Origin of the sequence: Micromonospora sp. MP36 (assembly GCF_008119785.1) — a bacterium.
Taxonomy (GTDB): Bacteria; Actinomycetota; Actinomycetes; order Mycobacteriales; family Micromonosporaceae; genus Micromonospora.
In genome coordinates this window covers 118,577-133,126 of sequence record NZ_VSFA01000002.1, presented here as the reverse complement: position 1 = coordinate 133,126, position 14,550 = coordinate 118,577, and the positions used below count along the sequence as shown (strand labels likewise).

13 protein-coding genes are annotated in these 14,550 nt (G+C 73.3%); 4 read left to right on the top strand and 9 right to left on the bottom strand.

The annotated features are described in order from the left end of the window. Window positions 1-50 precede the first annotated feature (50 nt). A complete protein-coding gene (locus FXF52_RS03715; protein WP_148793819.1) occupies window positions 51-272 on the bottom strand; it encodes a DUF397 domain-containing protein in 222 nt (73 codons plus the stop codon). Then, complete coding sequence (locus tag FXF52_RS03710) at window positions 242-1,123, bottom strand: helix-turn-helix transcriptional regulator (protein WP_148793818.1); 882 nt, start codon at window positions 1,121-1,123, stop codon at window positions 242-244. The genes FXF52_RS03715 and FXF52_RS03710 overlap by 31 nt, the downstream gene beginning before the upstream one ends. 612 nt (window positions 1,124-1,735) lie before the next feature. On the opposite strand from FXF52_RS03710, the gene FXF52_RS03705 reads away from it, so the two are divergent. Continuing rightward, complete coding sequence (locus tag FXF52_RS03705; RefSeq protein WP_148793817.1) at window positions 1,736-2,020, top strand: hypothetical protein; 285 nt, start codon at window positions 1,736-1,738, stop codon at window positions 2,018-2,020. 100 nt (window positions 2,021-2,120) lie between these two features. Next, entirely contained in the window at window positions 2,121-2,567 is a 447-nt protein-coding gene (locus tag FXF52_RS03700; protein ID WP_264998380.1) for a hypothetical protein, read from the top strand. Between the two features lie 3 nt (window positions 2,568-2,570). Here the strand turns inward: FXF52_RS03700 and FXF52_RS03695 are convergent, their stop codons facing one another. After that, complete coding sequence (locus tag FXF52_RS03695; protein ID WP_148793816.1) at window positions 2,571-3,449, bottom strand: PASTA domain-containing protein; 879 nt, start codon at window positions 3,447-3,449, stop codon at window positions 2,571-2,573. 101 nt (window positions 3,450-3,550) lie between these two features. Then, on the bottom strand, window positions 3,551-4,237 hold the full coding sequence (locus FXF52_RS03690; RefSeq protein ID WP_148793815.1) for a PASTA domain-containing protein: 687 nt from the start codon (window positions 4,235-4,237) through the stop codon (window positions 3,551-3,553). 117 nt (window positions 4,238-4,354) lie between these two features. On the opposite strand from FXF52_RS03690, the gene FXF52_RS03685 reads away from it, so the two are divergent. After that, complete coding sequence (locus FXF52_RS03685) at window positions 4,355-5,653, top strand: hypothetical protein (RefSeq protein ID WP_148793814.1); 1,299 nt, start codon at window positions 4,355-4,357, stop codon at window positions 5,651-5,653. Between the two features lie 66 nt (window positions 5,654-5,719). Here FXF52_RS03685 and FXF52_RS03680 read toward each other — a convergent pair whose 3' ends face one another. Then, complete coding sequence (locus FXF52_RS03680) at window positions 5,720-7,198, bottom strand: glutamate--cysteine ligase (RefSeq protein ID WP_148793813.1); 1,479 nt, start codon at window positions 7,196-7,198, stop codon at window positions 5,720-5,722. A 249-nt stretch (window positions 7,199-7,447) separates the two neighbouring features. Continuing rightward, the gene (locus FXF52_RS03675) at window positions 7,448-8,029 is read right to left on the bottom strand and encodes a YceI family protein (RefSeq protein ID WP_148793812.1); all 582 of its coding nucleotides are present in this window, start codon (window positions 8,027-8,029) and stop codon (window positions 7,448-7,450) included. A 100-nt stretch (window positions 8,030-8,129) separates the two neighbouring features. Here FXF52_RS03675 and FXF52_RS03670 point away from each other — a divergent pair, with 100 nt between their 5' ends. After that, entirely contained in the window at window positions 8,130-8,627 is a 498-nt protein-coding gene (locus FXF52_RS03670) for a MarR family winged helix-turn-helix transcriptional regulator (protein WP_148793811.1), read from the top strand. A 258-nt stretch (window positions 8,628-8,885) separates the two neighbouring features. On the opposite strand, the gene FXF52_RS03665 is transcribed toward FXF52_RS03670, so the two are convergent. From FXF52_RS03665 to FXF52_RS03655, 3 genes are all read right to left on the bottom strand, one after another. Then, window positions 8,886-11,543 carry a helix-turn-helix domain-containing protein gene (locus FXF52_RS03665; protein WP_148793810.1) on the bottom strand — a complete coding sequence of 886 codons (2,658 nt, stop codon included), beginning with the start codon at window positions 11,541-11,543 and terminating at the stop codon, window positions 8,886-8,888. 156 nt (window positions 11,544-11,699) lie between these two features. After that, complete coding sequence (locus FXF52_RS03660) at window positions 11,700-12,848, bottom strand: acyl-CoA dehydrogenase family protein (protein ID WP_148793809.1); 1,149 nt, start codon at window positions 12,846-12,848, stop codon at window positions 11,700-11,702. A gap of 81 nt (window positions 12,849-12,929) precedes the next feature. Next, window positions 12,930-14,462, bottom strand: coding sequence for an acyl-CoA carboxylase subunit beta (locus FXF52_RS03655; protein ID WP_148793808.1), 1,533 nt, complete (start codon window positions 14,460-14,462; stop codon window positions 12,930-12,932). Window positions 14,463-14,550: the final 88 nt, after the last annotated feature.

Genomic DNA, 14,550 nt, shown 5'->3' with positions numbered 1-14,550 from the left:
GCCCGACGACGCTGCCGGGCGGGACCATGCACGTTGTCCGGATCGCCGGATCAGCCCCGGACGAACACACCGTCCCTGGCGCTGGCGACGAATGCGTGCCAGTCGCCCGGGGCGAAGACCAGGGCGGGGCCGGTCTTGTCCTTCGAGTCCCGGACGCCGACCGCCCCGGTCACGTACGCGACCTCCACGCAGTTGTCACAGTTCGGCCCGCTCTTGGAGCTCTTGAACCAGGTCGCCTGCGTCAGGTCCACGGGGAACTCCTTGGTCGCCATTTCCACAGCGGCTCCTCTGCCAGTTTTGCGATGTGTGCGATGGATTCCTCCGGGCGAATGGCCGCTGCTCGGATGTGATCGAAGATGAAGCTGTACTTCTGTAGTTCGTCGCTCTTCTCCAGGAAGAGCCCACCCGTGGCGTTCTCCGCGTACACGACATCGGGATCACTCGGTTCGGGGAAGCTGAGGATCGTGAAGGTCCCGTCCATGCCGGCGTGCGCGCCCACCTCGAAGGGCAGGACCTGCAACGTCACGTTCGGCAGTTCGGCCACCTCCACCAGCCGTCTCAGCTGGCCACGCATCACCGCGTCGCCGCCGACCGGCCGGCTCAGCACCGCCTCATCGAGCACCACCCACAGATCGACCGGATCGTCCTGAGTCAGCAACGACTGACGACCGAGGCGGACACGGACACGTTGTGCGACCTCTTCGGTGGTGAAGTCCGGCCGGGCGGCCCGGATCATCGCCCCCGCGTACTCCTCGGTCTCCAGCAGGCCCGGCACGACCTGCTGCTCGTACGCCCGGATCGAGCTGGCCGCCGCCTCCAGCCCCACGTACGCCCCGACCAGCACCGTGCTGTAGGGGTGCCACCACCCCTTCTGCCGCGCCTCGCGGGCGATCTGCACCAGCTCGTCGCTCTCGGCGCCGACCACCCCGTAGATGCGGAGCATGTCCCGCACGTCCCGGGGCGTGGCGGTGGTGTGGCCGGTCTCGATCCGGGAGATCTTGGACGCCGAGCACTCCAACTGCTCGGCGACCACCTCGATGGTGATGCCGGCGGCCTCCCGCTGGCGGCGGAGTTCCGCCCCCAGACGTCGACGCCGGATGGTCGGGCTGCGCCGCTCACTCACGACGCCGCCTCACCGAGCTTGGTTCGCTCTGCTCGCTCACCCGGCTACCTCCGGTCGGTCGCGCCCGGTTCGACACCCGCCTGGGGCGCGGTCGTACGGCGGGCGATCGTTCGCGGCAGGGGTGGTGCCGGTCGTCGACCGGCCGCGACGGGCGAAACCGGCGTCCAGTGTGCCGTTTCGGTGCCGGCCGCTTCAAGCGTCCCGTTCACGTGTCCTGCTCGCGTATTGGCAAAATTCGACGTGCAACTTGCATGAAGCACGCCACTGGTGCAGTCTGTCGATATGGCACGGGTTACTCACCGTCTCGGCATGATCTCCCCGCGTGGTGATCCCACGAGGGGTGGGACGGCGGGAGGGGAGCCGTCCCGCGCCTCGCGACCTGCACCGGGATGAAGACCCCGCCGCTGCACGCCAGTTTGGCTGCGGCGGTGGGAGCGGTAACCGGGAGCAGCCGGGTGATGGTCGGGCGTCGGCCCGTCACCGCGGGTACGACCCGACCACCACCGACCACCTGATCAACCGGTCCACGAGGCACGACCCCGTCACCGGCGACCTGTCCCCCGATCAGCTTCCCCGCCGGCTCCCCGCCGGCCGATCCTCCCAGGAGCCCATGTGCTTCCCCGCTCTGGTGACGTACTGCACGTGACTCGCGCGGCGAGTGTCCAGTTCCTCCGACCGATCATGTTCCGGGTGATCCGGGTGCTCGACTGGCCGACCTACGACGGTTGGCTCTGGCTCGACGGCTACGAGTTGAACGCGGCGGGGGACGCGGTCAACCGGCGGTCGATCTTCGTACAACAGGCGGGGCTGCAGCAACTCCAAGCCGCGCCGGCGCCACGTCCACACACCGTACGGGCCCGACGTCCCGTCATCCGGACCCCGATCCGGGTCGGCTGACCTCCCGATTGCCCGGCCGGGGCAGCTACCGCCGCCATAGAATCGGTACGCCCACCCCGGCAAAGTCTCCACCCCGCGCGTCCCGGACCCTGAACCTGGGATGGTCATGGTCAATCTGCCCGCCGCGCGGCGGCACCACCGGTCCCGTATCGGCTACACCTTCGGACTCCTGGCGTTCCTCGGCCTCGCCACCGCACTCGCGCTCGTCGTTCGCAACCCCGCCTTCTCCGCCACCGAGCAGTTGACCGAGCCGCTGCCGGCTCCGGAGATCACCGTGATCGGGGAGGGCAGCGCACCCCCCGCCGAAACGGAGGCGGACCCGGGCTGGGCCGGCAAGTCGGGCACCGGTGCACCGGGGGCCGACGCCGGGACATCGCCCACCCCGGACGGGGCCGGCGGCGGCGCCGGAGAGGGCGTGCTGGCCGGCGCGGACGGGACGCGGAACTCGACGGACCTCAGCCGGTCACTGTTCTACTCGGGGTTGCTGGGCCTCGGCATCTCGCTGGCCGGCCTGGGCCTGGTGTGCACCAGACGCCGGCAGTGGTGACGCTCAGGGGGTGACCGTGGCCGTCGGGCCGGGTGTCGGGGTCGCGCTGGCCGTCGTCGGCGCCTCGGCCTTCGCCACCACGACGGTGAGCTGGTCGCCGTCGGAGATCAGCTCGCCGGCGGCCGGGTCGGTCTCGATCACCGTGCCGGCCGGCCGGTCCGACGTCCGGCGCACCACGCGGTAGTCCACGTTCAGCCGGTCCAGCACCGCCCGGGCGGCGTCCTCCGGCAGCCCGACCAGCGGCGGCACCGGCACCCGGGCCGGGGCGGAGGTGGGTGGCGTGGTCGGTGGCGAGGTGCTCGGCGCGGTGGTGGTCGGTGCCGCACTGGTCTCCGGCGCGGTGCTCGGCACGACCGAGGGCACGGTGGCTGGGCCGGAGTTCCGCTCGGCGGCGCGGAGCGCCAGCCAGACACCCAACCCGATCAGCGCGATCAGCACCAGCGCGAGAATGCCGAGCAGGATCGGCATCCACCAGCGGCGGCCGCCCTGCTCCTCGGCGTACCACTCGGTGGCGGGCTCGGGATAGCCGACCGGGCGCGGCGGGGGCACCCCGGCGCGGCCGGACCAGGCCGGTGCGGCGGCGACGGGTTCCTGACGGGCGGTCGCGTCCGGGGCCCGCCGGCGGGCGGTGGCGTCCTGGTCGCCCTGGGGCAGCGGTCGCGTCGCGTCGGCCGGCTCCCGCCCGGCCGGACCGCCCGCCGCCGGCATGGCACGGGTGGCGTCGGCGTGCTCTGACCTGCCCATCGCCCGCGTCGCGTCGTCCTCGGCCGGCCCGCCGGACCGCATCGCCCGGGTCGCGTCCGCGTCGCCGTCCCGCTCCGATGGCAGCGGTCGGGTGGCGTCGTCGTTCCCGGCGGGTGGCTCCTGACGGTCGTCGCTCATCGGCACGTCCTTTCCCCACCGGGACGGGCGCCCTGGCCCTCGATCGTCCACGGTAACGGTCGGGGGCACCATCGGCAGGGATCAGCGCGGCGCGCCGGCCGTCACGGTGTCGGCGGCGGGGTGGCCGTCGTCGTGGACGGCTCGTCGCCGCAGGTGAGGGCGACCTGGTCGTTCCACCGGGCCGAGCTGCCGGGGACCGGGTCCTGGGCGGTGACCGGGCCCCGGCGACCGGTGCGGTACCGCGGGTACAGCCCCGCGGCGACCAGGTCATTAGCCGCGTCGCCGCAGTCCTGGGCGAGCAGGTCGGGCACGGACACCGCCGGTGCCGGACCGGCGACCCAGAGGGTGACGGTGACGCCGGGCCGGACGGCCGTACCGGGCGCGGGCGAGGTGCGCTCGACATTGCGGCCGGAACCGGTGCCGAAGACCAGTCGCCAGCCCAGCTTCCGGTCGTGCAGTGCTCCCCGGGCCCGCTCGAAGTCGGTGCCGACCAGGTCGGGGACGGTCAGCCCGGCCGGTGTGGTGGTACGGGTGCCGGTCGGGCTCCGCTCCGGCCTGGTGGATGGTGGCGCGTGGGTCGGCGTACCGCCGCTCGACGCGGGTGCGCTGGTACCGGTCGCGGCCGGCGGGGTGGACGGATCGGCGTCGCCGGCGAGGATCCAGCCGCCGCTCGCCCCGACCACCGCCAGCAGGACCACCGCCAGGCCACCGCCGAGGACCAGTCTCGTTCGGTCCGGTCCGGGGTCGGCCGCCCCGGGCTGCCCGTCCGGGTACCCGTCGTCCGTCATCGTCTCCACCGCCTCAGTCCCGGGCGACCGTATCCGGCGCCGCCAAGCCCACCCGCGCCGCAGATCGAGCTCCGTCAAGACTCGCCGCGCCGACCCTGGGACGCTACGCTCCCCGACATGGCCAGACGGGGCTGGGGAGGATCGACCGCCACCGCGCTCGGCGTCGCCGCCGGCACCGGGGCGGCGCAGCTGGGCTTCGGCTACGGGCTGGGCATCATCAACTGGGCGCCGGCGGCGACCGGCCGGGCCGAGGCGGCCTGGGTGGCGAGCCTCGCCTGGGCCACCTGGATCTCGGCCACCTCGGTGATCGCCGGGGCGGTCTGCGCCCACCGGCTGCGCGGCACCGCCGACAACGAGCCGGACGGCACGGTACGGAGGCTCGGCGTGGCCCTCGCCGCCGCGGTCGGCGCGCTGATCACCGTGCTGCTGGTCGCCGTGCCGGCCCGGGCCGCCCGGCTGCCGGACACCTCGTCGCCCCAGGCCGTCGCCGCCGGGTACGCCCTCGTCGGGCTGTTGCTCGGCCTGTTGCTCGCGACCTGGGCGCTGCACACCCGGGCAGCCGCCGCCAACCTCGTCGCCACCACGGGCTGGCTCTGGCTGCTCGCCGTGGTGTCGGTGGTGGACGGAGTGCTCTCCGGCCGTGGTCTGACCACCGCCCAGCTCGGCATCTGGCAGATCAGCGCCGACAGCGAGCGGTTCTGGATCCGGGACTACTTCTACTGGCCCGGTGCCTTGCTCTCGCTGGGCTCCGCCCTGGTCATCGGCGCGCTGGCGGCGCGGCGTACCGCCGGGGTGGCGGAGCGGCGGGTCGGTGCGGCGGCCTCCGGGGCGGCCGGGCCGCTCCTGGTCGCGCTGGCGTACCTGCTGGCCGTGCCGAGGTTGGCGGCGATCGCCGCCGAGCAGGTGTCCGCCCACCTGATCGCCCCGTACGCCGTGATCGCGGGAGTCGGGGGCTCGGCTCTGGTGGCCGCGCTGGCCCAGCGGGCCGACCGCCGGGCCGCCGGGCGCACCGGGGCGGCCCTGCCCCGGCAACGCACCGGCGCGCCGGACGACCTCGCCCCGCCCGCCCTCGAGGCCGGCCCCGCCGACCCGGTGGATCCCACCGAACCGACGCCCGCGGACGGGGAGACGGCCCCCGTGACGACACCGGGCCGGGCGGTGGACCCGGAGCCGGCCAGGCCAGCCGAGGAGGGCACCTCGACTCCGGCGCCCGGCACGGCCCGCCGTGGCCGGGCGGTCCCGCCGCAGCGGTCGCCGGTGTCGGCCGGGACCAGCGGGTCCAAGGTGGGCGCGGCCACCCGGACGGAGACCGGACGCTCCCTGGTGGACGCCTCCGGAATGGACGAAACCACGAGCGGCAGCGCGGAGGGCGGCCCGCCGGCCGTCGGGGCCAGGTCCCGCCGCCGCAGCCGCTGACGGTCACGGCAATCCGCTGGCCGGCCGGTGGACGTCCGCCACGCACGACCAGTCCCGCCGCGGTGGTCAGTCGACCGGCCAGGTGTGCACGGGCTCGTTGCTGCGCTGCAGTTCGGCGTAACGCTGGAGCATGTGGTGCAGCGCGGCCTCCCGGTCCAGGCCCCGGTGCCGCTCGGCCGCCCACACGGTCTCCGTCTGCCAGGTCGCGCCGTTGCGCCCGGTACGGCAGCGCTGCTCGATGACACCGAGGAGGCGGTCCCGCTCGGCGGGGGCGACACCGAACCGGTCCAACCCCGCCGCGGCCCTGGGCAGCAGGACGTCGAGCACGAGCGTGGTCACCGGCACCTCGCCGAGCCGGGGCCAGTGCAGGACGGTCTCCATGCCCCGCCGCGCGGCGGCGTGGAAGTTCTCCTCGGCGGCGCTGAAAGTGAGCTGGCTCCAGATGGGACGGTCGGCCTCGGCGAGGCTGCGGGCGAGCCCGAAGTAGAAGGCCGCGTTCGCGAGCATGTCCACCACGGTCGGCCCGGCCGGCAGCACCCGGTTCTCCACCCGCAGGTGGGGGCGGCCGTTCATGATGTCGTAGACCGGCCGGTTCCACCGGTAGACCGTGCCGTTGTGCAGCCGCAGCTCGCCCAGGTGGGGCACCCCGCCGGCGTGCAGGACCTCGACCGGATCCTCGTCCTCGCAGATCGGCAGCAGCGGCGGGAAGTAGCGGACGTTCTCCTCGAACAGGTCGAAGATCGAGGTGATCCAGCGTTCCCCGAACCACACCCGGGGCCGTACACCTTGCGCCTTGAGCTCGTCGGGTCGAGTGTCGGTGGCCTGCTGGAACAGAGCGATCCGGGTCTCCGCCCAGAGCTGCCGGCCGTAGAGGAAGGGCGAGTTCGCACCCACCGCCACCTGCGGACCGGCGATGGCCTGGGACGCGTTCCAGTAGTCGGCGAAGCTGTCCGGCGCGACCTGGAGGTGGAACTGGAGACTCGTGCAGGCGGCCTCCGGGGCGATCGAGTCGTTGTGCGTCTGCAACCGCTCGACGCCGCGGATGTCCAACTCGAAGTCCTCGCCCCGGGCACCGACGATCTGGTCGTTCAGCGCCCGGTAGCGCTCGTCGGTGGAGAGGTTGTCCGCGATCAGGTGCCGCTCGGTGAGCGTGGGCAGGATGCCGACCAGCACGATCTTGGCGTCCGACCGGGCGGCCCGCTCGTCGGCGCGGGCCAGGCTGTTACGCAGGTCCCGCTCGTAGTTTCCGAAGCCGTTGCCCTCGATGAGCCGGGGCGGGGTGTTCAGCTCGAGGTTGAACTGGCCCAGCTCGGTCTGGAAGAGCGGGTCGGCGATGTCGGCGAGGATCTTCTCGTTGCGCATGGCCGGCTCGGCGGCGGAGTCGACCAGGTTCAGCTCGATCTCCAGGCCGGTCATCGGGCGGTCGGCGTCGAAGCCGAAGTCGTCCAGCATCAACGCGAAGACGTCCAGGCACCGCCGGACCTTCTGCCGGTAGCGGACCCGGTCTTCCCGGGAGAAGGCGCCCTGCTCGACGTCTCTGCCCATCTGTCCTCCCGGCGCGAGGCGCAACGGAACGTTCCGTCCCGAAACGCGTTGTGAACCATTCACGTTAGGTGCCCCCCGGCCGGCGAAGCCAGGGGCCGGACGCAGGTCTGGACTCCTACCCAGGCCGCACCCACCGCACCGCCGGCGAGCGGTGAATCGGACGTGACAATTCGCACCTCATCGGCGTACGTGCGAACGGGCCCGTGCCGTCGGGTGACGGCACGGGCCCGCAGGGGTCGTACGGGGAGATCAGGCCTGGCGGATGGCCTCGCCCTCGATCTCGATCTTGATCTTCTTGCCGACCAGCACGCCGCCGGTCTCCAGGGCGACGTTCCAGGTGAGCCCGAAGTCCTCGCGGTCGATCTCGGTGCTGGCGGAGAAGCCGAAGATGTCCTGGCCGAACGGGCTGCGGCCGACGCCCTCGAACTCGACCTCCAGGTCCACCGGGCGGGTGACGTCCTTGATGGTCAGCTCGCCGGACAGGATGAAGTTGCTGCCGCTCCGGGACTTCACACCGGTGCTGCGGAACTCCAGGGTCGGGAACTTCTCGGCGTCGAGGAAGTCCGCACTACGCAGGTGCGCGTCGCGGTCGGCCATGGCGGTGTGGATGCTGGCCGTCTGGATGGTGGCGGTCACCGAGGACTGCGTCGGGTCCTCCGCGACGGTGATCGTGGCGGTCGCGTCGCCGAACTCACCGCGAACCTTGCTCACCATCATGTGGCGGGCGACGAAGCCGACCCGCTTGTGAGCGGCGTCCAGCAGGTAGGTGCCGGCAGCCGGGATGGTGAGACCCTCCCAGTCGCGGGTAACCGCCTCAGTGCTGCTGGTCATGGTGCTGTCCTCCAGGGAGATTGTTGAGTAGTCCAACGACTGACTAAGCAACTATAGGCACGGCAATATTCCGTGTGTCAAGTACTGCTAGGATGGTGGCGTGAACCAGAACGTGTTCGACGATCCCCGGATCACCGCCGTCGGCCTCCTCGTCGAGGCGCACGCCGGGCTGTCGGCCCGGTTCGCCGCCCAGTTCGAGGAGCACGGCCTCTCTCCGGTGGAGTTCGAGGTGCTCACCCGACTCGCCCGCTCGCCCGGCAACCAGCTCCGGATGACCGACCTCGCGGCCCAGACCTCCCTGTCCACCAGCGGGGTGACCCGGGTGGTCGACCGGATGGAACGTGACGGCCTGATCCGCCGCCGGGCCTGCCCCTCCGACCGGCGCAGCTCGTACGCGGTGGTCACCGCGGCCGGCCTGACCCGGCTGGACGAGACCCTGCCGGGTCACCTGCAGATCATCGAGCAGTGGTTCACCGGGCAGCTCGAACCGGCCGCCCTGGACGCCCTCCTGGACGGGCTGCGCCGGGTCCGCGACGCGGTCCACCCGGGGGCGACCGCCGGGAGCAGCGACCCCGCACCGGCCGCGGCCGGCTGCTGAGCGGGCCGACTTCTACCGACCGGTCGACCGGCAGAAAGACCGGCAGAACCAGCTAAGCGCCGGGACAAATCCCCTCAAAAACCACTAAACACCCCACACGCCGTGGATAGGCTTCCCAGCAGCGGGGGCGCACCGGGGGGTGCCGGCGCGAGCGATGAGCGAGGGGCAGTACCAGGGGGCTACTTCGCTCGCGCCACCCCCGCTCCCCCGGGACCCGCGGGCCAGCGCCTGCGGCCGAACCACTCCCGTGGTCGACGGTCAGCGCCGACGGGTGCGGACGTCCCGGCGGGCCACCAACGCGTACAGCAGGTCCTCCTCCGGCGGCAGCAGGCTGATCCCGTTGTCGCGGCGGGCCCGGTCGAGCCGGTCCAGCACAGCCAGGTCGGCCGTGCTCGCCGCCAACCCCACCAGCGCCTCGATCAGGTCGCGCCGGTCCCGGCCGGCGACGGCCGCCTCCGCCGCCGCGGCGAACCACTCCGCCGCCAGCTCGCGGTCGCCCCGGTGCAGCGCGACCTGACCCTCGATCAGCGCGCAGACCGCGTCCTCCGGCCGGCCGTGGTCCGCCCCGACCCCGGTCCGGTCCCCGCTCCCGGCATCGGCCGGCCGGCGCTGCGCCGGCACCGGAAGCGCGGGCCGGAGTTCGGCGAGCACCGCCAGCGCCTCGTCGACCCGCCCGGCCTGGGCGAGCGCCAGCCCGACCGTGCCGAGCACCCGGCGACGCTGCCCCGGGTCGCCCACCTCGGCCAGCGCCCGCGCCACCCCGCGCCCCTGCGCCACGGCATCGGCGTACCGGCCCTCCAAGCGGGCCACCTCGGCGAGGTGGGCCCGGGCCAGCAGCCGGAGCTGCTGCTCACCGGACTGCGCCGCCAGCCGGTCCACGCTGGCCAGCCGGCGGCGCGCCCCGGCCAGCTCACCCACCCGTACGTCGTGCCAGCTCAGGTATGTCTGGGCGACCGCCATCTCGCGTGCCCGGCCGTGCCGAGTGGCCAACTCCAGCACCGCCTCGGCCTGTTCCCGGGCCTCGTCGTGCGCGCCCGTGGCGGGCAGCAGCGTGCCGAGCACCAGCCGGCTCCACAGTTCCCCGGTCACCTCCCCGGCCGCGCGGAAGGCGGCCAACGCGGCCCGCGCGCCCGGCACCTCCTCCGCGGCGGCGCCGTGCTCGGCGGCCAGCCCGGACGCGCCGATCAGTGCCCAGGCCCGCAGCAGCGGGTCGGCGTCGGCGGTACGCGGATCGTCCAGCAACCGGCGCAGCCACCGCCGTCCGGAGACGTCCCGCCCGCGCAGCCGCCACCACCGGGGCAGGGCCGCCGCCAGCCGCAGCGCGGTCTCCGGATCGTCGTCGGCCGCGTACGCCAGGGCGACGTTGATGTCGGTGGTCGCCTCGTCCAGCAGGTGCAGGGCGGCGGAGGGCTCCCCGCCGAGCAGGTTCGGCGCGGTGCGGACCACCAGTCCGGTGACGACGAGCGCGTGCCGGCGCCGGATCCGGGCCAGCTCGCCTGCGGCTGCGGCCTGCTCGGCGGCGAAGTCGCGTACCGCGTCCAGCAGGCGGAACCGGAACCGGCCGGTGCCCCGGACGCTGAGCAGGCCGAGTTCGAGCAGCCGGTCCAGCAACGGGACGGCGTCCGCCCGCGCACCACCGTCGGCCAGCAGGTCCTCGGCCAGCTCCACGGACCACCGGTTGCCGAAGGCGGAGAGCCAGCGCAGCGCCGCCCGGTCGGCCGGCGCGAGCAGGTGGTAGCTGGTCGCCACCGCCTCGCGCAGGGTCACCGTGCCCGCGGCAGGATCGGCGGGCTCCCAGCCGGGGCGGTCGCCGGTGGCGAGGTCGAGGACGCGGTCGCCGTAGCGGTCGAGCAGCTCGGTGACGTCGAGGATCCGGCCGCGCGCGGCCATCAGCTCGATGGCCAACGGGAGACCGCCTAGCCGCCGGACCAGCGCGGCGAGCGCCGGCAACTCGGCCGGGGTGGGCGGTTCGCGGCGCACCTGGGCGAGCCGGGCGGTGAACAGCGCGGCCGCCGGCCAGCGGGCCAGCGCCGCCGGGTCCGCCGGGTCCGCCGGCACCACCCCGGCCGGCGGCACGTCCAGCGGTGCGACCGGCCGGACCAGCTCGCCGGCGAGGCCGACCGGACGCCGGCCGGTCACCAGCACCCGCAGCCCGGGCGCCGCGGCGAGCAGCGTCCGCAGCGCCTCGGTCACCGCACCGGGGGCCCGTTCGACCGCGTCCAGCAGCAGCAGCGCCGGCCGGCCGGCGAGCCGCCCGGGGAGGTCGGCCAGCCGGTTCACGCCGAGGACCGCGACCGAGGCGGCCAGCACGTCGGTCGCGTCGGAGCCCTCGCCGACCAGCACGCCGGCCACCCCGCCCGGGTGGTCGGCGGCCGCCGCGTGCCCGACGGTGAGGGCGAGCGCGGTCTTGCCGACGCCGGCCAGGCCGACCAGGCTCACCACCGGATGGTCGGCGGCGAGCAGGGCGGCCACCTCGGCGACGTCCCGGTCCCGGCCGATCAGCGGTACCGGCTGCGGCAGCGCGACCGGCGTACCGGATCCGGTGGTGGCGGAGCCGGTGAGCGGGAGGTGCCGCGCGGCCGGGTACGGCCCGTCGGCTGTACGGTGCTGCCCGGCCGGGTACGGCCCGTCGGCTGTGCGGTGCGGCGCGGCGGCCGGGGCCGGTCGGGCCGCGGCGGAGAACGCCTGCCGGAGGGCGCCGGTCAGGCCGAGGGCGTCGGCGAGCAGGTCGATCGTGGTGCGCTGGGGCCGGACAGACCGACCCCGCTCCAGATCGCGGACCGTCCGCACCCCGACGCCGGCCCGCGCGGCCAGCTCGGCCTGGGTGAGGCCGGCGGCGAGCCGGTGCCCGCGCAGCAGATCGGACAGGCCGGTACGACCACCCGTGCCCGGCGAGCGATCATGATCCGGGGTCATGGGGACGAAGAGTACGGACGGGGTACGACCCGCCACACCCGATCGTCGCCCAACCGACCGTCGGATGCCGATACCCGACAGCCGGGTGAGGCCAACGATGCTGTTGACACGGGCCCCTGCCATGCGCGAGGCGTCGACAGGGTGCCCTTCCTCTCCTCAGATGCCCAGGTCGCGGGCGATGACCATGCGCTGCACCTCGCTGGTGCCCTCGCCGATCTCCAGGATCTTGGAGTCCCGCCAGAAGCGGGCCACCGGGTACTCGTTCATGAAGCCGTAGCCGCCGTGGATCTGGGTGGCCTCGCGGGCGTTGTCCACCGCGATGGTGCTGGCGTGCAGCTTGGCGATCGCGGCCTGGCGCTTGAACGGCTCGCCGGCGAGCATCCGGGCCGCCGCGTCGTAGTACGCGAGCCGGGCGGTGTGCGCCTTCACTTCCATGTCCGCGATCTTGAACTGGATCGCCTGGTAGTTGCCGATCGGCTGGCCGAAGGCGTGGCGCTCCTTCGCGTACTTGATCGACTCGTCGACGCAACCTTGGGCGAGGCCGACGGACAGGGCGGCGATGGCGATCCGCCCCTCGTCGAGGATGCGCAGGAACTGGGCGAAGCCCCGGCCGCGCTGGCCGAGCAGGTTGGCCGCCGGGACCCGGCAGTCGTCGAAGGTCAGCTCGTGGGTGTCCGAGGCGGTCCAGCCAACCTTGGAGTAGCCGGGGGCGACGGTGAAGCCGGGCGTACCGGACGGAACGATGATGGTGGACAGTTCCTTCGAGCCGTCCGGATTCGTCCCGGTGACCGCGGTGACGGTGACCAACGCGGTGATGTCGGTGCCCGAGTTGGTGATGAACGCCTTCGAGCCGTTGATCACCCACTCGTCGCCGTCCAGCACGGCGCGGGTCTGGGTGCCGCCGGCGTCCGAGCCGAAGCCCGGCTCGGTCAGCCCGAAGCCGGCCAGCGCCTCGCCGCTGAGCAGCTTCGGCAGCCACCGCGCCTGCTGCTCCGGACTACCAAATCGGTAGATCGGCATCGCGCCGAGGGAGACCGCCGCCTCCAGGGTGATCGCCACGCTGGAGTCGACCCGGGCCAGCTCCTCCAGGGCCAGGCAGAGTGCGAAGTAGTCGCCACCCATGCCGCCGTGCTCCTCCGGGAACGGCAGCCCGAACAGGCCCATCTTGCCCATCTGGCGGACGATCTCGTACGGGAAGGTGTGCCGCTCGTAGTGCTCGGCGATGGCGGGTGCCACCACCTCGCGGGCGAAGTCCCGCACGCTCTCCCGCAGCGCCTCTTGTTCCTCGCTGAGCCGGAAGTCCATCTGCTCCTCCTGTGTGGATGGGCCGCCGGGCGCTCGTGACGCCGGGACGGGATCGCTGACTCGGTCCGGGTCGCGGCCGGGTCAGACCGGGGTGACGCCGTGCCGGCGCTTCGAGAAGTGCCGGTCCTTGCCGCGCGCGGCGGCGAACCGGCGGACCAGCTCCGCGCGCAGCTCGTGCGGCTCGACGATGGCGTCCACCACCAGCTCGCTGGCGAGCCGGACGATGTCGATGTCCCGCTCGTACTCCTCGCGCTTCGCGGTGACGAAAGCGGCCCGCTCGGCCTCGTCCTCGATCGCGGCGATCTTGTTGGCGTAGACCGCGTTGACCGCCGCCTCCGCACCCATCACCGCGATCTTGGCGGTGGGCAGCGCGATCGTCGCGTCCGGCTCGAAGCCGGGGCCGGCCATCGCGTAGAGCCCGGCACCGTACGCCTTGCGGACCACGACGCAGATCTTGGGTACGGTCGCCTCGGAGATCGCGGTGATCATCTTGGCGCCGTGCCGGATGATGCCCTGCTTCTCCACCGCGCTGCCCACCATGAACCCGGGCACGTCGGAGAGGAACAGCAGCGGCACGTTGAACGCGTCGCAGAGCTGTACGAACCGGGTCGCCTTGTCGGCCGAGTCGACGAAGAGCACGCCGCCCTTGAACATCGAGTTGTTGCCGACCACGCCGACAACCTCGCCGCCCAGCCGGCCGAAGCCGATGGTCAGCTCCTTGGCCCAGAGCGCCTGGATCTCGAAGAAGCTGCCCTCGTCGAGCAGGCCCTTGACGTACCGGCGCATGTCGAACGCCTGCCGCTCGCTGGCCGGGACCAGCGCGGCCAGGTCGGCCTTCTCCGGGGCGGGCGCCGCCTCGGCGGCCGGCGGGGTCTGGGTCCAGTTCGCCGGCAGGTACGACAGGTAGCGGCGGACCACGTCGAGCGCCTCGGCCTCGGTCTTGCAGAGGAAGTGCCCGACACCGGACTCCGCGCAGTGCACCTTGGCCCCGCCCATCGCCTCCAGCGTGGTCTTCTCGCCGGTGACCATCTCGACCATCCGGTCGGAGCCGAGGTACATGCTGGCGTTGCCGTCCACCATGGCCACCACGTCACAGAACGCCGGGATGTACGCCCCGCCGGCCGCGCTCGGCCCGAAGAGGGCGCAGACCTGCGGGATGGAGCCGGAGGCGCGGACCTGGTTCCAGAAGATCTTTCCGGCACCGCGCCGCCCTGGGAAGAGCTCGACCTGGTCGGTGATCCGGGCCCCGGCCGAGTCGACCAGGTAGACCATCGGCACGCCGGTCGTGTACGCCCGCTCGATGATCCGGATGATCTTCTCGACGGTGCGGGCGCCCCAGCTGCCGGCCTTGACCGTGGAGTCGTTCGCCATCAGGCAGACCGGGCGGCCGTCGATGGCGGCGGTGCCGGTGACCACGCCGTCGGCGGGCAGCCCCTCGGTCAGCGCATTGGCGTAGAGGCCGTCCTCGACGAACGAGCCCTCGTCCACCAGGAGCGCGACCCGCTCCCGAGCGAAGAGCTTGCCCTTGGCGGCGTTCGCCGCGTGGTACTTGTCCGCACCGCCGGCCTTGGCGCGCTTGCGCAGCTGCTCCAGGGCCTCACCGTCGAGCGTCACGCCGACTCCCTCGCCACCCGCGCCTCGTTGGGCGCGTCGACCGACCTGAACGATCGTTAGGGTAGCGCATCCGCGCCGGCTCAGGCGA